This is a genomic window from Amycolatopsis sp. NPDC047767, assembly GCF_040704195.1.
Lineage (GTDB): Bacteria > Actinomycetota > Actinomycetes > Mycobacteriales > Pseudonocardiaceae > Amycolatopsis.
This window is the reverse complement of the sequence record NZ_JBEYSJ010000006.1, coordinates 185,539-202,661: the sequence shown is the minus strand read 5'-3', so window position 1 is coordinate 202,661 and position 17,123 is coordinate 185,539. Positions and strand designations below refer to the sequence as shown.

20 protein-coding genes are annotated in these 17,123 nt (G+C 70.2%); 10 read left to right on the top strand and 10 right to left on the bottom strand.

Annotated elements, in window-relative coordinates; all coding sequences use genetic code 11:
- Positions 1-166 precede the first annotated feature (166 nt).
- Together AB0878_RS13870 and AB0878_RS13865 are read right to left on the bottom strand one after the other, a co-directional pair.
- Positions 167-421, bottom strand: coding sequence for a WhiB family transcriptional regulator (locus AB0878_RS13870; RefSeq protein WP_220247091.1), 255 nt, complete (start codon positions 419-421; stop codon positions 167-169).
- 274 nt (positions 422-695) lie between these two features.
- A complete protein-coding gene (locus tag AB0878_RS13865; protein ID WP_366579964.1) occupies positions 696-1,622 on the bottom strand; it encodes a diacylglycerol kinase family protein in 927 nt (308 codons plus the stop codon).
- A gap of 349 nt (positions 1,623-1,971) precedes the next feature.
- Between AB0878_RS13865 and AB0878_RS13860 the strand changes: the two genes are divergently transcribed.
- Positions 1,972-2,454 carry a hypothetical protein gene (locus tag AB0878_RS13860; protein WP_366579693.1) on the top strand — a complete coding sequence of 161 codons (483 nt, stop codon included), beginning with the start codon at positions 1,972-1,974 and terminating at the stop codon, positions 2,452-2,454.
- A 14-nt stretch (positions 2,455-2,468) separates the two neighbouring features.
- Here the strand turns inward: AB0878_RS13860 and AB0878_RS13855 are convergent, their stop codons facing one another.
- Together AB0878_RS13855 and AB0878_RS13850 are read right to left on the bottom strand one after the other, a co-directional pair.
- Positions 2,469-2,951, bottom strand: a complete 483-nt coding sequence (locus AB0878_RS13855) for a GNAT family N-acetyltransferase (RefSeq protein ID WP_366579691.1) — start codon at positions 2,949-2,951, stop codon at positions 2,469-2,471.
- Between the two features lie 4 nt (positions 2,952-2,955).
- A complete protein-coding gene (locus AB0878_RS13850) occupies positions 2,956-3,546 on the bottom strand; it encodes an acid phosphatase (protein WP_366579689.1) in 591 nt (196 codons plus the stop codon).
- Positions 3,547-3,632: 86 nt separating this feature from the next.
- Here AB0878_RS13850 and AB0878_RS13845 point away from each other — a divergent pair, with 86 nt between their 5' ends.
- Together AB0878_RS13845 and AB0878_RS13840 are read left to right on the top strand one after the other, a co-directional pair.
- Complete coding sequence (locus AB0878_RS13845) at positions 3,633-4,127, top strand: hotdog fold domain-containing protein (protein WP_366579687.1); 495 nt, start codon at positions 3,633-3,635, stop codon at positions 4,125-4,127.
- Between the two features lie 98 nt (positions 4,128-4,225).
- A complete protein-coding gene (locus tag AB0878_RS13840) occupies positions 4,226-5,845 on the top strand; it encodes a GMC oxidoreductase (RefSeq protein ID WP_366579685.1) in 1,620 nt (539 codons plus the stop codon).
- 4 nt (positions 5,846-5,849) lie between these two features.
- Here AB0878_RS13840 and AB0878_RS13835 read toward each other — a convergent pair whose 3' ends face one another.
- The 3 genes from AB0878_RS13835 to rfbC all read right to left on the bottom strand — a co-directional run bounded on the left by AB0878_RS13835 (position 5,850) and on the right by rfbC (position 7,379).
- Positions 5,850-6,293, bottom strand: a complete 444-nt coding sequence (locus AB0878_RS13835; RefSeq protein WP_366579683.1) for a MarR family winged helix-turn-helix transcriptional regulator — start codon at positions 6,291-6,293, stop codon at positions 5,850-5,852.
- On the bottom strand, positions 6,290-6,703 hold the full coding sequence (locus AB0878_RS13830; RefSeq protein ID WP_366579681.1) for an SRPBCC family protein: 414 nt from the start codon (positions 6,701-6,703) through the stop codon (positions 6,290-6,292). Before AB0878_RS13830 ends, AB0878_RS13835 begins: the two co-directional genes overlap by 4 nt.
- 67 nt (positions 6,704-6,770) lie before the next feature.
- Positions 6,771-7,379 carry a dTDP-4-dehydrorhamnose 3,5-epimerase gene (rfbC, locus tag AB0878_RS13825; protein ID WP_366579679.1) on the bottom strand — a complete coding sequence of 203 codons (609 nt, stop codon included), beginning with the start codon at positions 7,377-7,379 and terminating at the stop codon, positions 6,771-6,773.
- Between the two features lie 450 nt (positions 7,380-7,829).
- Here rfbC and AB0878_RS13820 point away from each other — a divergent pair, with 450 nt between their 5' ends.
- Together AB0878_RS13820 and AB0878_RS13815 are read left to right on the top strand one after the other, a co-directional pair.
- Positions 7,830-9,020: an NADP-dependent malic enzyme gene (locus AB0878_RS13820; RefSeq protein ID WP_366579677.1), complete on the top strand. Its 1,191-nt coding sequence runs from the start codon at positions 7,830-7,832 to the stop codon at positions 9,018-9,020.
- A gap of 88 nt (positions 9,021-9,108) precedes the next feature.
- The gene (locus AB0878_RS13815) at positions 9,109-9,984 is read left to right on the top strand and encodes an LLM class F420-dependent oxidoreductase (protein WP_366579675.1); all 876 of its coding nucleotides are present in this window, start codon (positions 9,109-9,111) and stop codon (positions 9,982-9,984) included.
- Between the two features lie 4 nt (positions 9,985-9,988).
- Here the strand turns inward: AB0878_RS13815 and AB0878_RS13810 are convergent, their stop codons facing one another.
- Complete coding sequence (locus AB0878_RS13810) at positions 9,989-11,410, bottom strand: bis-aminopropyl spermidine synthase family protein (protein ID WP_366579673.1); 1,422 nt, start codon at positions 11,408-11,410, stop codon at positions 9,989-9,991.
- Positions 11,411-11,504: 94 nt separating this feature from the next.
- On the opposite strand from AB0878_RS13810, the gene AB0878_RS13805 reads away from it, so the two are divergent.
- From AB0878_RS13805 to AB0878_RS13790, 4 genes are read left to right on the top strand one after another with little or no spacing between them, the layout of a single operon-like run.
- Positions 11,505-12,593, top strand: coding sequence for an ATP-binding cassette domain-containing protein (locus tag AB0878_RS13805; RefSeq protein WP_366579671.1), 1,089 nt, complete (start codon positions 11,505-11,507; stop codon positions 12,591-12,593).
- Positions 12,593-13,288: an ABC transporter permease subunit gene (locus tag AB0878_RS13800; RefSeq protein WP_366579669.1), complete on the top strand. Its 696-nt coding sequence runs from the start codon at positions 12,593-12,595 to the stop codon at positions 13,286-13,288. Before AB0878_RS13805 ends, AB0878_RS13800 begins: the two co-directional genes overlap by 1 nt.
- Positions 13,285-13,983 (top strand): ABC transporter permease, encoded by a 699-nt coding sequence (locus AB0878_RS13795; protein WP_366579667.1) that lies wholly within the window; start codon positions 13,285-13,287, stop codon positions 13,981-13,983. The genes AB0878_RS13800 and AB0878_RS13795 overlap by 4 nt, the downstream gene beginning before the upstream one ends.
- Entirely contained in the window at positions 13,980-14,870 is an 891-nt protein-coding gene (locus AB0878_RS13790) for an ABC transporter substrate-binding protein (protein WP_366579665.1), read from the top strand. The genes AB0878_RS13795 and AB0878_RS13790 overlap by 4 nt, the downstream gene beginning before the upstream one ends.
- Before the next feature lie 4 nt (positions 14,871-14,874).
- Here the strand turns inward: AB0878_RS13790 and AB0878_RS13785 are convergent, their stop codons facing one another.
- On the bottom strand, positions 14,875-15,210 hold the full coding sequence (locus AB0878_RS13785) for a hypothetical protein (protein ID WP_366579663.1): 336 nt from the start codon (positions 15,208-15,210) through the stop codon (positions 14,875-14,877).
- Between the two features lie 10 nt (positions 15,211-15,220).
- Entirely contained in the window at positions 15,221-15,739 is a 519-nt protein-coding gene (locus tag AB0878_RS13780; protein ID WP_366579661.1) for an N-acetyltransferase, read from the bottom strand.
- 195 nt (positions 15,740-15,934) lie between these two features.
- On the opposite strand from AB0878_RS13780, the gene AB0878_RS13775 reads away from it, so the two are divergent.
- Entirely contained in the window at positions 15,935-17,122 is a 1,188-nt protein-coding gene (locus AB0878_RS13775; RefSeq protein ID WP_366579659.1) for a S8 family peptidase, read from the top strand.
- Position 17,123: the final 1 nt, after the last annotated feature.

The following is a 17,123-nucleotide window of genomic DNA, read 5'->3' as shown; positions in this document are numbered from 1 at the left end:
ACTTGTTCAGTCCTGGTGAGGTGCAGTGCACCCGGGTGCGGGTGGTTTCACCTCGGTTGTTACGCTTAAACCGGATGGGTATCGCCCCAAGTCGCAGGCGGAGGGGACAAGAAAAGTCCCCTGCGACAAATCCAGTTCAGGGTTTGGTGCTTCTGAGCCTTCAGGCTCAGGCGATGGTACGCGTGCCGATCTGCGTACGGCGGCGCTTGAGCGCGCGTCGCTCGTCCTCGCTCATGCCGCCCCACACGCCGGCGTCCTGGCCGCTGGCCAGAGCCCAGGCCAGGCAGTCGGAAGCGACGGTGCAGCGGTGGCACACGGCCTTCGCCTCGGAGACCTGCAGCAGAGCCGGACCGCTGGTTCCCACCGGGAAGAACAGCTCGGGGTCCTCGTCTCGGCAGGACGCGTCGTGGCGCCAGTCCATGTTCGTGAGCTCCTTCATAGTGGCGCGGGAGGGCCGCGCCACAGTCGTCATGGCGGTCGTGTTTTTGGGTGCTTGTGAATGCTTTCACGAAGGACCGCGTTCGACAAGGGTTTCCCGAAGATCGGTGAGTCAGCTCACCCGGCCGAGCGACGCCTCTGACCTGCGGTTTCTGTCCGAAACGGACCGTGTGGCGGAAGCGCGATGCGGTGAGCGGAGCTTCTGCGTCGACGAGCGGCAAAATGCACTTTGCCGCAGGCGATCAGTGGTCGGACCGTCACACGATTACTGTGAGTGCATCCGGAACGCTGTGGAATTCCACTCGCGTCCGCTGCCCGACGAGGTCGCCGTCGACCTGGAAGTTCACCGGTTCAGCTGCGTCGATGCGGATCATCGGCACGTCGTCGTGGCGCACCAGGTGCCGCCCGTGCTGGTCGCTCTTCGTGAGCAAAGCTTGGCGTACATGAGTGAACACGGTGGGCAACCGCAGACCGTTCAACGCGAACAAGCCCAATCCCGTCTCGAACGAGCAACCCGAGTTGAGGTGGACGGCGCGATCACCCAGGTAGGTCCACGGATCGGTGTTGGACACGAACGCGGTCACGACCTCGGCGGGTTCTTCGCCCGGGATCCGCACCGTCAGGGCCGGCCGGCCCAGCGGCGGCCGGAAGTAGGAGCGCACTGAGGCCTGGAGGTAGAGCGCCGCGCTCGTTTCCTTGCCCCGGCGTTTCGCGACGCGGCCCACCACGTCGGCGTCCCAGCCGAGCCCGGCGTTGAAGGTGAACCAGTGCCCGTCGGCGAGCCCGAGGCCGATGCGGCGGCGCCGGTCGTTCTCGAGCGCGTTCAGTAGTTGGTGCGTCGCCTCGACGGGATCCACGGGAAGGCCGAGGGCGCGTGCGAACACGTTGGCCGAGCCGCCGGGCACCACGCCGAGCATCGGGACGCACCCGAGCTCGCCCGGGTTTCCGGTGGAATCCGCGAGCAGGCCGTTGACGACCTCGTTGACCGTGCCGTCGCCGCCGTGGGCCACGACCAGGTCGAAGCCGTCGCGGGCCGCCGAGCGCGCCACGGCCATCGCGTGGCCGCGGTAGTCCGTCTCGACGACGTCGAGCTTCAGCTGGCTGGCCAGCGCGTGCGCCAGCACGTCCCGGCCACCGGCGGTGGTCGAGGTGGCCTGCGGGTTCACGACGAGGATGGCGCGCACTTCCGCAGCGTAGGTGACGTTCACCCGGCGCGAGAACCTTCGACGGCACAAGGTGACGCGAAGCTCAGCACGGTGAACGAGGCCGCAACCGCCTCGGAGGAATGCGCCAGTACTGCGTCCGGTGACCCTGTGGCGGGCGATCCTCCCTTGCGTACGGCGAACATCCGCTCGTCGTGACAAGTGCACCCGGGCCGACCGCCCGCTCATCGACGACAACCCCGATTTTCACGTGCCCGGCGCCCCGCGAAAACGGCCGACCGGGTGGCATACGATCGAAACTGCTCACCCACCGTGACCCGTGCAGGTCGGGTCGCTGTGCTCCCGCAAAGCAGCTTGGAAGGCCGCAGCCGTGTCGCTCGACGAGAACCAGCCGCCCACCCCGTTCGAGGTCCGGCTGGCCGGGATCCTCACCGCGCTGCCCGGTCTCGGGCTCCTGGTGCTGGGCGTCGTGATCCTCGTGCGCGGCTTGGGAGAACCTTCGCAGCCGGGCAACAACATCTGGGCCGAGTTCGGCACCTACGCGGTGCTGGCGATCGCGTTCCTGGCCGCGTCGGCCGGGCTGGTCCTCGGCCGGCAGTGGGCGCGTTCGCCCGGGGTCGTGGTCGCGCTGCTGCTCATGGGCGTGGGCTGGTATGTGCTCGGCCCGTCCGGCCAGCCGGCGTGGGGTGTGCCGATCGGCGTGTGCGGCCTCGCGGCGCTCGTGCTGCTCTTCCGCCGCCCGGCCCGCGCGTGGGCGCTCGGCCTGCGCGAAGGCGAGACGGAGGAAGAAGCAGCCGAACGCGGTGGCCTCGCCGGGCGCCGTGAGGAACGCGAGCGCCACGAGCGCGACTGACGTGTCCGGCCGCGTCAGCTTTCGGCGGCGAGCGCCTTCAGCGGCGCGTCCGTGAGCCGGTAGGTGGTCCACTCGTCCTGCGGCAGCGCGCCGAGCGCCCGGTAGAACCCGACCGCCGGGTTCCAGTTCAGCACCGCCCACTCCAGCCGCTCGTACCCCTGCTCGACGCACTCGGCGGCCAGCGCCGCGAGCAGCGCCTTGCCCAGCCCCGAGCCACGCAGCTCGCTGCGCACGAACAGGTCTTCCAGGTAGATGCCGTGCACGCCGCGCCACGTCGAGAAGCTCAGGAACCACAACGCGAACCCGCCGACGCGCCCGTCCACCTCCGCGACGTGGCCGAACAACGCCGGCGCGGGACCGAACAACGCTTTGTGCAGCTGCGGCGCCTCGAGGTGGCACTCTTCGGGCATGCGCTCGAACTCGGCGAGCGCGTAGACCAGTTCCACCACGGCGTCGACGTCTTCGGGCCGGATCCGCCGGATGCGGGGGTCGGGCAAGGGCTCAGCCTTCCAGTGCGGGCAGCAGGTTCAGGTGCTCGACCTGGGGTTCGCCGCGTTCGTCGCCCAGCACGGCGATGCCGGCCGGGTCCAGTCCGAAGTGGACACCCGCCGTGGACGGCAGGCCCACCCAGCGAGCCACCAGCACGCGGCTGAAGTGCCCGTGACCCACCAGGACCACGTCGCCGTTGTCGATCTCGCGGCGCGCGCGGTCGAGGACCTTGTCGGCGCGCGCGGCCACGTCGGCCGCGCTCTCGCCGCCCGGGATCGCGTGTGTCCACACGGTCCAGCCCGGGTCCGTTTCGCGGATCTTCGGCGTGGTGACACCTTCGTACTCGCCGTAGTCCCACTCGGCGAGGTCTTCGGTGAGCTCGTCCACGCGCAGGCCGGCGAGCTCGGCCGTGCGCTTCGCGCGTTCGCGCGGGCTCGAGATCACGAGCTTGGGGCCGCCGAGCAGGGTGCGCAGGGTGCCGCCCGCCGCGCGCGCCTGGTCCTCACCCGCCGGCGTGAGCGGGATGTCGGTGCGCCCGGTGTGCCTGCCGTTGACGGACCACTCGGTCTGACCGTGCCTGAGGAGGAAGAGCCGATGTGCCACGAGCCCGAATATAGCCCCGCCCCCGTTTGCGGGCAGGTCGCCCGCTGTGCTTACCTACTGACGAGTAGGTAAGTGGGGAGGTTTCGATGGGCACGAGCCCGACGTTCGCGCTGTGGCGCCGGCTGGTGGACAAACCGGGCGGTAAGCAGCTGTTTTCCGCCGCGATGTGCTTGCGGGTGCCCTACTTCGGGACGGCGCTGCCGTCGGTGCGGCAGCTGCGTCCGGGGCACTGCTCGGTTACCGCGCCGAAGTGGTGGGGTGTCCACAACCACATCCGGACCTTTCACGCCATCGCCGCGTGCAACCTCGCGGAGATCGCGATGGGCCTGCTGGCGGAAGCGACCGTGCCGCCGTCGCACCGCTGGCTGCCCAAGGGTATGGACGTGCGGTACCTGGCCAAGGCGACCACGGGCCTGCGGGGCGTCGCCGAGTTGCCGCAGCTGCCCGAGTTCGGCGACGAGGGGTTCGACCTCCCGGTGCCGGTGCGGATCCTCGACGCGCGCGGGACGACCGTCGTCACGGCGACCATCACCATCTGGGTCACGCGGAAGAAACAGCGATCGGAGTCACTCGCCAATTGACCCGGCCGGGTGAAACTTAACGCCGTTTACTGGGTGGATGCGAATACTGCTCAATTTCGGCCTTGTCAGCTCCGGAACCGCGACGACACCATGCAGGCATGCCAGCCCTGACGCGCCGCCGTTTCCTCGGCCTCGCCGCGCTGAACACCGCCGCGGCCTTCGGACTGACCGGGATTTCCGCCGCCACCGCCCGCGCCGCCACCAACACGCCGCTGCCCGAGTATTCGCCCGCCGTGATCATCGGGACGGGTTACGGCGCCGCGGCCACCGCATTGCGCCTCGGTGAGGCCGGCGTGCCCACGTTGATGCTCGAAATGGGGCAGCTCTGGCACGATCCGGGCCCCGACGGCAAGGTTTTCTGCGAGATGCTGAACCCCGACCAGCGCTCGATGTGGTTCAAGAACCGCACGCAGGCGCCGCTCGCGTCGTTCCTGTGGCTCGACCTCGCCAACCGCGACATCAAGCCGTACGCCGGGGTGCTCGACCGCGTGAACTACGGCGACATGTCCGTGTACCTGGGCCGCGGCGTCGGTGGCGGCTCGCTGGTCAACGGCGCGATGGCGGTGACGCCGAAACGTTCGTACTTCGAGGAAATCCTGCCGCGGGTCGACGCCGACGAGATGTACGGCAAGTACTTCCCGCGCGCCCGGGCCGGGCTCGGCGTGAACTCCGTGGACGAGCAGTGGTTCGAGACCTGCCGTTCTTACCAATACGCGCGCGTTTCCCGGAAAGCCGCGCAGAAAGCCGGGTTCACGACGACGTTCGTGCCCAGCGTCTACGACTTCTCTTACCTGGAACAGGAAGAAGCCGGCACTGTGGAACGCTCCGCGCTCGCGTCGGAAGTGATCTACGGCAACAACCACGGCAAGCGTTCGCTGGACAAGTCCTATCTCGCGGCCGCACTCGGCACCGGTCACGTGGCGATCCAGACACTGCACGAGGTTCGCGAAATCATCCAGCAGCCCGACGGCACGTACACGCTCGTGGTGCGCGAAATCGACCCGTACGGCGCGGTCGTGGCGACCAAGCACGTGAGCACCAAGCACCTTTTCCTCGGCGCCGGAAGTGTCGGTTCCACGGAATTGCTGGTGCGAGCTCGGGAAACCGGCCGGCTGCCGGACCTGCCCGACGCCGTGGGTCAGGGCTGGGGCACCAACGGCAACGTGATGCTCGGGCGAGCCAACCACGTCTGGGACACCACGGGCAGCCTGCAGTCCGGCATGCCCGCGCTCGGGATCGACAACTGGAACGACCCCGTGCACCCGGTCTTCGCGGAGATCGCGCCCGTGCCGGCCGGGCTCGAGACGTGGGTGAGCCTGTACCTCGCGATCACGAAGAACCCGGAACGTGGGCACTTCACTTACGATGTGGCTTCGGATTCGGTGAAACTGCAGTGGACGGCCGCGCAGGGGCAGCCGTCGATCGACGCGGCCAAGGCGCTGTTCGACAAGATCAACGCGGCGAACGTCACCATCTACCGCTACGACCTCTTCGGCGACACCCGCCCGTTCGAGAACCGCTTCACCTACCACCCCCTCGGCGGCCTCGTCCTCGGCGACGCGACCGACGACTTCGGGCGCGTGAAGGGCTACAGCAACCTCTACGTGACGGACGGCTCGCTCATCCCGGGCAGCACGGGCGTGAACCCGTTCGTCACGATCACGGCCCTGGCGGAGCGCAACGTGGAACGGGTGCTGGCGGAGGACGTGCTGGCCTGAGGCCTCACGTCCCGAGATCGGCCAGCGCGGAGACGAACCCGCCGGTCCGCTCGCCGAGCCCGCCGAAGAACCGCGCGTCGGCGTCTTCGACGTCGTGCAAAGCTTTCGCGACGAGCGCCGAGCCGGCTTCCGTGAGCTGCACCCGCTTCGCGCGCGCGTCGGCCGGATCGTCGGCGCGCGTGAGCAGCCCGCGGTCCGCGAGCTTGCGCACGACCTGGCTGGTCATCATCGTGTCCGTGCCGGCCTGCTCGGCGAGCTGCCGCTGCGTGGGCGGCTCGCCGGAACGCGTGAGCCACCACGTGGTGGTGAGCAGCACGAACTGGACGTGCGTGAGGTCGTGCGGCGCCAGCGCGGCGCGCATCACGCGTTGCCAGGCCAGGGTGACGCGCCACAGCAGGAAGCCGGGGCTCGCGTCGGGGCCGGGCAGGCGGGACTCCGGAGCGGTCATGCCCGCAAGGATGCCTCGGCCAGCCGCGCCAGCGCGCGCATGGCGTCCGGGGTGTCCTCGGTGACGGCGGGGCCCAGCTCCGGCGGTCCGTCCACCGTCACGCGGTAGACGATGCGCGTGCCGTCGTCGATGTCTTCCAGCCAGTGCTCGAAGACGAGCGTGGCGTCGGGCAGCCGGGTTTCGTCGGTGAACCCGCGGCCGTCGTCGACGGCGGTGAGCGTGAACGGGATCGGCGGCTGGTCCGGCATCGTCATGGTGCCGCGGGTGCCCGCCTCGAACGGGCCGTCCAGCACGACTTCCCGCAGGCCCCCGTCCCATTCGGGCCAGCGGGCGGTGTCCGTCCACAGTGGCCATACGACCGACGCCGGCGCGGCGGTGGTCTCGGTGTGCTCGTACTCGTAAAGTGCCATGCGAGCATACTATATGCGCACATATTAAAAGGGCAACGGCAAGAGCCGGGCACGAGGTGACCGAAGTTCAGTGGTGAACCGAGCGCAGCTTCTCGTAGTACGCCGTGCAATCCGCGTACGACGGCAGGAGGCCCTGCGTCGCGGCCTCGGCCAGGGTCGGGGCGGAACGGTCCTTTTCGGACACAATAGGCGTCAGGTCCGCGGGCCACGGCAGGTCGAGCGCGGGGTCGAGCGGGCTGATGCCGTGCTCGCCCGAGGGGTTGTACGGCTCCGAGCACAGGTAGGCCATCGCCGTGTTGTCCTCTAGCGCGACGAACGCGTGGCCCAGGCCCTCGGCGACGTACACGGCGCGGAAGTCCTTCGCGTCGAGCAGGACGGAATCCCACTGGCCGAAGGTGGGGGAGCCCGTGCGCACGTCGACGATCACGTCGAGCAGGGAGCCGGCCGGGCAGTAGACGTACTTCGCCTGGCCCGGCGGTACGTCGGCGAAGTGCACGCCGCGGATGGTGCCGCGGCGGGAGACGCTGTGGTTGGTCTGACCCACGCGCATCGGGTGCCCGGTGGCGCCCAGGAGCGCCTCTTCCTGGAACGGCGCCACGAAGAGCCCGCGCTCGTCGGGGAATGCGCGCGGGGTGAACTCGTAGGCGTCGGCGACCTTCAGCGGGCGGAATTGCATGCGCTCACCTTATCGAGTGCCGTGCGGCGTGAAATGCGGGTGGCCGCGATCACTGAATCGGTTCGGAACCATTCAACAAAACCGGACGGACGTCTTGGGAATGGTGGTTTTTCGGGGGTTTTCCTCGAGAAGTCCGCGGAATCTGTGACATGAGCCGCACCGAGGGTTCGCCGCCGGAGGGGCTGCTGTCATGATTGGGAGACCGCAGCGTCCGCGGCCATCAGCCACACCCCACGGATCGGATGGCCGCTGTGACGCCTCGCCGACAGGCCGGCGCTACCGCGCTGGGCTGCCGTCCGGAGGACAAGTTCCATCGGCGCCGGGTGCGCCTTCGCCCGCCGCCAGTGGTCCCCCGCTCGCAGTCCCAGGAGTAATTCAGTGACGCAGATCCACCCCGCGAGTTCCGCGATCGCCGAGGGGCGAACGCCGGAAACGACGACAGGAACCTCGATGACCGACCAGGCCAGCACGGCCGCCACCGCCGCACCGGTGACGGACGCCGAGATCTTCACCGGGCACGAGGGCGGCAAGCTCTCCGTGGCGGCCACCCGGCCCATCTCCGACCCGCGCGACCTCTCGATCGCCTACACGCCCGGTGTGGCGAAGGTGAGCCGCGCGATCGCCGAGGACGCCGCCCAGGCGAAGCGGTACACCTGGGCCGACCGTCTCGTGGTGGTCGTCAGCGACGGCACGGCGGTGCTGGGCCTCGGCGACATCGGCGCGAGCGCGTCGCTGCCCGTCATGGAGGGCAAGTCGGTGCTGTTCAAGACGTTCGGCGGTCTCGACTCGATCCCGCTGGTGCTCGACACCACCGACGTCGACGAGATCGTGGAGACGCTGGTGCGCCTGCGCCCGTCGTTCGGCGCGGTGAACCTCGAGGACGTCTCGGCGCCGCGGTGCTTCGAGCTGGAGGACAAGCTCAAGGCCGCGCTCGACTGCCCGGTCATGCACGACGACCAGCACGGCACCGCGATCGTCACGCTCGCGGCGCTGCGCGGGGCGAACCTGGTGCTGGACCGCGCGATCGCAGACCAGCGCGTGGTGATCTCGGGTGCAGGCGCGGCGGGGGTGGCCTGCGCGAAGATCCTGCAGGAGGCCGGCGTCGGCGACGTCACGGTGCTCGACTCCCGCGGCATCATCCACTCCGGACGCGACGGCCTGAACCCGATCAAGCAGCAGCTGGCCGCGACGACCAACAAGTCGGGTCTCACCGGCGGTCTCGAGGCCGCGCTGAAGGGCGCCGACGTGTTCCTCGGCCTGTCCAGCGCGACGATCGACCCCGAGCTGCTCGGCTCCATGGCCGACGACCCGATCGTGTTCGCACTGTCCAATCCGGACCCGGAGGTCCACCCGGCCGACGCGGCGCGCTACGCGGCGATCGTCGCCACGGGCCGCAGCGACTTCCCGAACCAGATCAACAACGTGCTGGCGTTCCCCGGCGTCTTCCGCGGCGCCCTCGACGCCGGCGCGCGCGCGATCACCGAGAACATGAAGCTGGCCGCGGCCGACGCCATCGTCGCCGTCGCGACCGACGACCTCGGCCCCGACCGCATCGTGCCGAGCCCGCTCGACCCGCGCGTCGCCCCGGAGGTCGCGGCGGCCGTCGCCAAGGCCGCGGTGGCCGACGGCGTGACCGACTGATCGCTCGCGCCAAGAAAAGGGGCTCCCCGGCGCGGGGAGCCCCTTTTTTGGACTTGCCGGTCCATTTTCCGCCCGCCACGCTGGGGGTATGACGATCGACCTCGGCGCCTACGGCGTCTGGCAACCGGCCGCCCTGACCACCCCGGCGATGGCGAAGGAGATCGAGCAGCTCGGCTTCACCACGTTGTGGGTCGCCGGCCCACCGCCGGATCTCGCCGGCCTGGACGAACTCCTCGAAGCGACCTCGACGCTCGTGGTCGGCACGAGCATCCTCAACATCTGGCACGGCGACCCGGCCCTCGCTGCGAAGGCGTACCACCGGCTGGTTTCGCGGTTCCCCGGCCGGTTCTGGCTCGGCATCGGCGCGGGGCACCCGGAGCAGACGCGCGAGTTCACCAAGCCGCTCGCCGCGATGAAGGCCTACCTCGACGGTCTCGACGCGGCCGGCGTGCCGGTCGAAGGCCGCGCGATCGCCGCGCTGGGCCCGAAGATGCTGGAGCTCACGGCTTCGCGCGCGGGCGGGTCGGTGCCCTACCTCGTGCCGCCGTCGCACACGCGGCTTTCGCGGGCGGCGCTCGGCCCGTCCGCGTTGCTGGCGCCCGAGCACAAGGTGGTGCTCGACCCGGACCCGGTGCGCGCCCGTGACACGGCGCGGCCGCGCATCAAGCACCCATACCTGGGTCTCACCAACTACACGAACAACCTGCGCCGATTGGGCTTCACCGACGAAGACCTGGCCGGCGACGGCAGCGACCGCCTCATCGACGCCGTAGTCGCCCACGGAGACGCGGCCGCCATCGCCCGGCAGCTCGGCGAGCACGTCGAGGCCGGCGCCGACCACGTCGCCATCCAGGTGATCACCACCCGCCACGCCACCCACGCGGCGATACCGGACGTCGAGCTGCAGGTCTACGACGACGAGGTCGTCAGTGTCTACAAGGCACTGGCGGCGGAGCTGCTCTGACGCGTCAGCGCAGCAGTTCCGCCAGCCGATGCCGCGGCACGTCCACCAGCCGCAGGTCCACCAGGTCGCCCGGCACGTCGAGCGCGACGTTCGCCAGCCGCGCGTGCGCCCGCGTGAGGACTTCCGACGGGTCGTCGACCATGTCCGCGGTGACCACGGCGTGGCGGTTGTCCGGCGTGCTGCGCAGGAACCGCAGGCGGTACTTGCCGGCCACGAGGTCGGTGAGTGCCGCCTGCGAGGCCGCGTCGGCGAGGTCCGGGTGGTTGTTGGGCACGAGCAGGGCCAGCCGCCGGGCGTTGGTGCCGAGCAGGGTGCGCAGCAGCCACGGGCCGGGGTCGGCGGTGAGGTCCATGGCGACCGCGTCACCCTCGGGCGCGGACATCGACCAGTCGACGGGCCGGGTTTCCAGGGCCAGGCCGCCTTCGGAGGCGATGTCGCGCAACGCGGACAGCAGTGTCGGTTTCGTGCCGGTGGCCTCGACCGACTGCGGCCCGTGGGTGTAGATGGCCGACTTTCCCTTGCCCCGGCCCGTTTTGCGGGCCTTCGCGGTGGGCTGGCAGACGTAGAGGTCGGCGGCGGCGCCGATGGCCTGCGCTCCGTCGTAACGGTTGAAGTCGGGCAGGATCGCCTCGAACGTGAGCCCGAGCGTCGCCAGCGAACGCTGCACCTGGGCGCCGAGCGCCGGGTGGCGGGGGCTGTAGCCGTAGGCCAGCAGGATGCGGCCCTCGGTCGGCTCGCGCAGCGCCTGCACGGCGCGCGCGGCGAACAGCCCCATGCCGTCCGGGGTGTAAGGCGGATCACTGAACACGAGGTCCGCGCGGCCCGTGACGGCGGGCGGCAGGCCGACGCGCAGGTCGGCGTGCGCGGTGGCGACGGCGCGTGAGCCGGTGGAGTCCAGGTAGGACAGAACGCGCTCGTCGAGGTCCACCACGGTCAGCTCGGCCTCGGGGCACACGGCGTGCACGGCCAGCGAGGTCAGGTCGTGGTCGCCGAGGAACAGCAGGCGGGAGCGGCGCAGGTCGTAGCGGGCGGCGAGCCACAAAGCACGCCGCAGCACCGTCTCGGGCGTCGCCTGCACGTGGTCGAGCGCGGCGAGCGGCGCGGGCACGCCGGCGACCCAGCCGGAGATCGACGCGAGCAGCTCGGAGTGCGCGGCCACGGCGTCGTCGAGCGGATCGGGCAGGCGCGGCAAGCGGTACGCCTCGTACTTCGGCAGCGCATCGGGTGCGATCCGGACACCCGCGGCGGAACGCTCCAGGTCACGCTCCAGCGCGGCCAGCACGTCCTCGACACTGCGCCGGGGCGCCGCGGCCAGCCGCACCAGGTCGGCCAGCTCACGGGGGCCCGTGCGGAGCAGGTCGATCACCTCGTACAGCGGGCGTACGCCGGCACCGTGCGCGGCCAGGAGGTCGTCGAGAGCGGTCACAGGCGACGAGCCTATCCGGCCACTGTGCGGGAAAGGCTGCCAAGGCCCGCCGAGTGGGCTACGGTCGATCTGCATCTGACGTGGGGAGAAGTCCGTGACGATCGAGTTCCGCGATGTGACCAAACGCTATCCGGACGGCACGGTGGCGGTGAACGGTCTCTCGCTCACCGTCGACGACGGCACGATCACCGTGCTCGTCGGCCCTTCGGGCTGCGGAAAGACCACGTCGCTGCGCATGATCAACCGCATGGTGGAGCCCACGTCGGGTGCCGTGCTGCTCGACGGCAAGGACGTGAGCGAGGGCGACCCCGCGCTGCTGCGCCGCGGCATCGGCTACGTGATCCAGCACGCCGGCCTCTTTCCACACAGGACGGTGCTCGACAACATCGCGACCGTGCCGCTGCTGTCCGGCTGGGACAAGCGCAAGGCCCGCGCCCGCGCGGCCGAGCTGCTGGAGACCGTCGGCCTCCCGAAGGAGCTCGGCAAGCGGTACCCGGCGCAGCTCTCGGGCGGCCAGCAGCAGCGCGTGGGCGTGGCCCGGGCGCTCGCGGCGGACTCGCCGGTGCTGCTGATGGACGAGCCGTTCTCGGCCGTCGACCCGATCGTGCGCGAGGAGCTGCAGGACGAGCTGCTGCGGCTGCAGTCGCAGCTGGGTAAGACCATCGTGTTCGTCACGCACGACATCGACGAGGCCGTGCGGCTCGGCGACAAGATCGCGGTGCTGCGGGTGGGCGGTGTGCTCGCCCAGTACGGCACTCCGTCCGACGTGCTGCGTCACCCCGTGGACGACTTCGTGGCTTCGTTCGTCGGCCGTGACCGCGGCTACCGTGGACTGTCCTTCGTGTCAGCCAGCGGTGTCGAGGTGTCCCCTGTGGACGTCGTCGAGCTCGGCACCAGGCTGCCGGAGCCGACGAAGAGCTGGCAGCTCGTGGTGAACTCCGACAAGCAGCCCCGCGGCTGGCTGCCGCCGAACTCCACTGTGGACGGCGAGCTCGCCGAGGGCGACCTCGTGGCCGGCGGCTCCCTCTACGTGCAGGGCACCCCGATCCGCGGTGCGCTCGACGCCGCCCTGTCCTCGCCCGCCAGCCTCGGCGTGGTGGTGGACGAAGAACACCGCGTGGTGGGCACCGTCGTGGCCCGCCAGGTCCTGGACGTGATCGAGGCCACCCCGCAGGCGTCCTGATGGGCGGGTTCTTCGACGAGCTCGGGCGCTATCTGGGCAGCGCGAACAACCGCGGCGAGATTCTCGGGGACCTGGGCGAGCATATCTACCTCGCACTGGTGCCGCTGGTGATCGGGATCGTGCTGGCCGTCGTGCTGGGCTGGCTCGGGCACCGCTGGCCGCCGGTGCGCAGCGTCCTGCTGGTGGTGGCGAACCTGCTGTACACGATCCCGTCGCTGGCGCTGTTCGTGGTGATCCCGGGTCTGATCGGGTCGAAGATCCTCGACAGCATCAACGTGATCGTCGCGCTCACGATCTACACCACGGCGCTGCTCGTGCGCCCGGTGCTCGACGCGCTCGACGCCGTGCCGTCACACGTCATCGCCGCCGCCACGGCCATCGGTTACCGGGCGCCGCGGCGTTTCCTCGGCGTGGAGCTGCCGCTTTCGGTGCCGGTGCTCGCCGCGGGCGTGCGCGTGGCGTCGGTGAGCAACATCAGCCTCGTGAGCGTCGGCGCGCTGATCGGCACCGGCGGGCTGGGCGTGCTGTTCACCGACGGCTTCCAGCGCGAGTACTTCTCGCCGATCGTGGTCGGCATCGTGCTCACGCTGCTGCTGGCGCTGGTCGTCGACGTGGTGCTGGTGCTGCTGCGCAACGTCCTGACCCCGTGGGAGCGCGCCGGCCGCGCGCCCGTCCTCGCGGAGGCGGCGGCGTGAACGTCTTCGACTGGTTCACCACGGCTGCCAACTGGCAGGGCCCGGACGGCATCGCCACGCGCCTGGGCGAGCACCTCGCGTACGTGCTGCTGGCGCTGGTCATCGCGGTGGTGATCGCGTTCCCGCTGGGGCTGTGGGTCGGGCACACCGGCCGCGGCGCCGTGGTGCTGGTGGGCGCGGGCAACGCGATCCGCGCGCTGCCGACGCTGGGGCTCGTCACGTTCCTGTTCCTGCTCTTCACCGAGAGCACCACGGCCACGATCATCGGGCTCGTCGTCCTGGCGATCCCGCCGATCCTGGCCGGCACGTACGCGGGCCTGCAGGCGGCCGAGCACGACGTGGTCGACGCCGCCGAGGGCATCGGCATGACGGGCTGGCAGCAGCTGTGGAAGGTCGAGCTGCCGATCGCGTTGCCGCTGGTGCTGGGCGGGATCCGCAACGCCGTGCTGCAGCTCATCGCGACGGCGGCGGTCGCCGCGTACGTCGGGCTCGGCGGCCTCGGCCGGTTCCTGCTCGACGGGCTGGCCATCCTGGACTACACGGAGGTCGTCGCGGGCGCGATTCTGACGGCGCTGCTGGCGATCGTGTTCGACCTGGTGCTCGCCGCGGCGCAGCGCGCACTCGTTCCGAAGGGCGTCCGGCTCGCCGCGCAGGCGACCACCGGCTCGGCCGCGGCGGCGGGAGGTGTGGCGTGAGGCGCTGGGGTGTGGTCTTGGTGTCGTTGGCCTTGGTCGTCTCGGGCTGCGGCAACCCGCTCGCCGGCGGCGGCGAGGGCGGCACGACGGGCGACATCATCATCGGCGCGTCCGACGTCGGCGAAAGCCTCCTGCTGGCCCAGATCTACGCCGGCGCGCTGCGCAACGCGGGCGCCGCCAACGTCACCGTGCGCCCCCCGGTCGGCAGCCGCGAGGTCGTGGTGAAGGCGCTGCAGGACAAGTCGCTGTCGGTGGTACCCGACTACAGCGGCAACCTCCTGCGCTACTTCGACAAGGACACGCAAGCGACCACTTCGGACGACGTGTACGCGCAGCTCAAGCAGAAGCTGCCCGCCGGGTTCGAGGTCCTCGACCAGGCGCCGGCGCAGGACAAGGACTTGCTGGTGGTGCGCCCCGAACTGGCGGCCGCGGGCGTGCGGACGTTCTCGGACCTGGGCCGCCGCTGCGGGGAGCTGGTGATGGGCGGGCCGGGCCAGTGGAGCAGTCGCTGGAAGGACCGCATCAAACAGCTGTACGGCTGCTCCTTCAAGGAGATCCGCACCACCGACACCGGCGGCCCCGTCACCGTCGCCGCGCTCAAGTCCGGCGAGGTCCAGGTGGCCGACCTGTTCAGCACGTCGTCGACGATCAAGTCCAACGGCTTCGTCCCGCTGGACGACGACAAGAACATGTTCCCGGCGCAGAACATCGTGCCACTCGTCGCCCGCGGCACCCTGTCGCCGGCCGAGGTCGCCGCCCTGAACCGCGTCTCGGCCGCCCTGACGACCGACCAGCTGACCGAGCTGAACGTCCAGTTCACCGACGAGAAGCGCAACCCCCTCGACATCGCCGACGACTTCCTGGCGCGCAACCACCTCAAGGCCTGAACCTTCAGCGGAACTCGTGCACGACCTCGATCTCGCCGATGATGTGCTGGTTGAACTCCGCCAGCTCTTCCGCGGGCACCCACAGCTCGAGGATCGTCTCGCCGCCCGCCTGCTGCACCGGGTAGCGCTTCAGGAACTCCGTCGCCACCTCGAACCGCGTGACGAACCCGGCGCCGTCGTGGCGCACGTTCCAGTCCCTCGCGATGCGCACCGCGTAGTCCTCGTTGAGCACCGGGTAGAAGATCGGCTGCTCCGGCAACCGCGGCGGCCACGCACGCCATTCGAGCTCGCGCACGAGTTCCAGCTCCACCGGCCCGGTGGGGCGCCAGAGGATGGTCATCGGTTTTCCTTCACAGTCGTTCGAACGCCGGCGCGTAGCTGAAGGCGCCCCGGTTCTCCGGCTGGTGGGCGGTGAGGGCGCGCGCCTGGAAGTGCCGGGCCCACTCGGGCACCGGCGGCGTGATGCCGAGTTGCTCGGCCAGGACGAACCCGAACCGGCCGTAGTAGCCCGGATCACCGAGCAGAACCACGAGCCCGAACCCGAGCGCGTCCGCGGCTCCGAGCGTTGTGTGCACCAGCGCCGACCCGACGCCGCCGCGGTGAAATTCCGGCAACACCCCGAGCGGCCCCAGACCTACGGCGCTGCGGTGGTCTTGGCCCAGCTTGGCGGGACTCGAACACACGTGGCCGACCACCTGGCCGTCCCGCTCGGCGACCAGCGACAGTTCGGGGATGAGGTCGCCGTCGGCCCGCAACCCGTCGACGAGCAGGGCCTCGGGCACCGTCGTGAGCCCGGGCTGAGCGAACGCGGCCGTGTGCACGGCGCGGATCGCGGTCTCGTCGGCGCGGACGGCTCGGCGGATCAGCATGGCGTGAATTCTTGCTGGCCGGGTGTGCGGGGGTAAAACCGTTTTCCGATCAGCGAATGGTCCGAACAGGGCAACGCGGTGAAAACCTCCCGGACGACTCTTCTTCCGGCGAACAGGGCCGCACACCTAGCCTCAGGCCAACCGGTGTCCGCACTGGTCGAGGAGGGACGAACTGTGCGCAAATCTCGGGTAACTGTGACCAGAAGCGTGACGATCCTGGCGAGTGCCGCCTCGATCGCGACCGTCACCGTGTTCGGCAGCGGCGTGGCGTCCGCTCAGGAAGGCGCGATCGTGGGCGCGGGGAGCGCCGGTGCGGTGAAGGACAGCTACCTCGTGGTGCTCAAGAACGGCACTTCGGTGGAGTCGACGGCGAAGAGCGTCACCGGCCGCCACGGCGGGTCGGTCGAGCGCACGTTCTCGAAGGCGTTGCGCGGCTTCACCGGCACGATGTCCGAGACGCAGGCCAAGCGCACGGCCGCCGACCCCGCGGTGTCCTTTGTGGAGCAGAACCGCGTGCTCCACGTGTCGGAGGACCAGTCGGACCCGCCGTCGTGGGGTCTCGACCGGGTGGACCAGCGTGAGCTGCCGCTGGACGCGGATTACAGCTACAGCACGACGGCCGCCGACGTGCACGCGTACGTGATCGACACCGGGATCAACCTCACGCACTCCGAGTTCGACGGCCGCGCCGTCTCCGGGTACGACTTCGTGGACAACGACTCCGACGCCACCGACTGCTACGGCCACGGCACCCACGTCGCCGGCACGATCGGCGGCACGACCTACGGCGTGGCGAAGGAAGTCAGCCTGACCGCCGTCCGCGTGCTCGACTGCACCGGCAGCGGTACGACCGACCAGGTCGTCGCGGGCATCGACTGGGTCACCGAGAACGCCGAGAAGCCGGCCGTGGCGAACATGAGCCTCGGCGGTCCCGTGTCCACTGTGGTGGACGAGGCCGTGCAGCGGTCGATCGAAGCCGGTGTCACGTACGGCATCGCGGGCGGCAACTCCTACGGCGGCAGCGCGTGTGACGCCTCGCCCGCCCGCGTACCCGAGGCGATCACCGTCGGCGCCACCACGGACACCGACGCCAGGTCCGTCTTCTCCAACACCGGCACCTGTCTCGACCTCTTCGCACCCGGCACCGACATCACGTCCGCCTGGATCGGCAGCGACACCGCGACCAACACCATCAGCGGCACGTCGATGGCGACTCCGCACGTGGTCGGCGCCGCCGCGCTGTACCTGGCCGACAACCCGTCGGCCACACCCGAAGAGGTCCGCGACGCGCTGGTCGACGCGGGGACGAAGGACGAGATCACCGACGCGGGCACCGGGTCGCCGAACGTGCTGGTGTACACCGGTGCCGAGGGCACCGGGTGAC

What these genes read in the sequence shown, in the direction of transcription:
- AB0878_RS13870 (WP_220247091.1), bottom strand. Translation starts at nt 421, where the DNA reads ATGGACTGGCGCCACGACGCGTCCTGCCGAGACGAGGACCCCGAGCTG.
- AB0878_RS13845 (WP_366579687.1), top strand. Translation starts at nt 3,633, where the DNA reads ATGGGCACGAGCCCGACGTTCGCGCTGTGGCGCCGGCTGGTGGACAAA.
- AB0878_RS13840 (WP_366579685.1), top strand. Translation starts at nt 4,226, where the DNA reads ATGCCAGCCCTGACGCGCCGCCGTTTCCTCGGCCTCGCCGCGCTGAAC.
- AB0878_RS13835 (WP_366579683.1), bottom strand. Translation starts at nt 6,293, where the DNA reads ATGACCGCTCCGGAGTCCCGCCTGCCCGGCCCCGACGCGAGCCCCGGC.
- AB0878_RS13830 (WP_366579681.1), bottom strand. Translation starts at nt 6,703, where the DNA reads ATGGCACTTTACGAGTACGAGCACACCGAGACCACCGCCGCGCCGGCG.
- rfbC (WP_366579679.1), bottom strand. Translation starts at nt 7,379, where the DNA reads ATGCAATTCCGCCCGCTGAAGGTCGCCGACGCCTACGAGTTCACCCCG.
- AB0878_RS13820 (WP_366579677.1), top strand. Translation starts at nt 7,830, where the DNA reads ATGACCGACCAGGCCAGCACGGCCGCCACCGCCGCACCGGTGACGGAC.
- AB0878_RS13815 (WP_366579675.1), top strand. Translation starts at nt 9,109, where the DNA reads ATGACGATCGACCTCGGCGCCTACGGCGTCTGGCAACCGGCCGCCCTG.
- AB0878_RS13800 (WP_366579669.1), top strand. Translation starts at nt 12,593, where the DNA reads ATGGGCGGGTTCTTCGACGAGCTCGGGCGCTATCTGGGCAGCGCGAAC.
- AB0878_RS13785 (WP_366579663.1), bottom strand. Translation starts at nt 15,210, where the DNA reads ATGACCATCCTCTGGCGCCCCACCGGGCCGGTGGAGCTGGAACTCGTG.
- AB0878_RS13780 (WP_366579661.1), bottom strand. Translation starts at nt 15,739, where the DNA reads ATGCTGATCCGCCGAGCCGTCCGCGCCGACGAGACCGCGATCCGCGCC.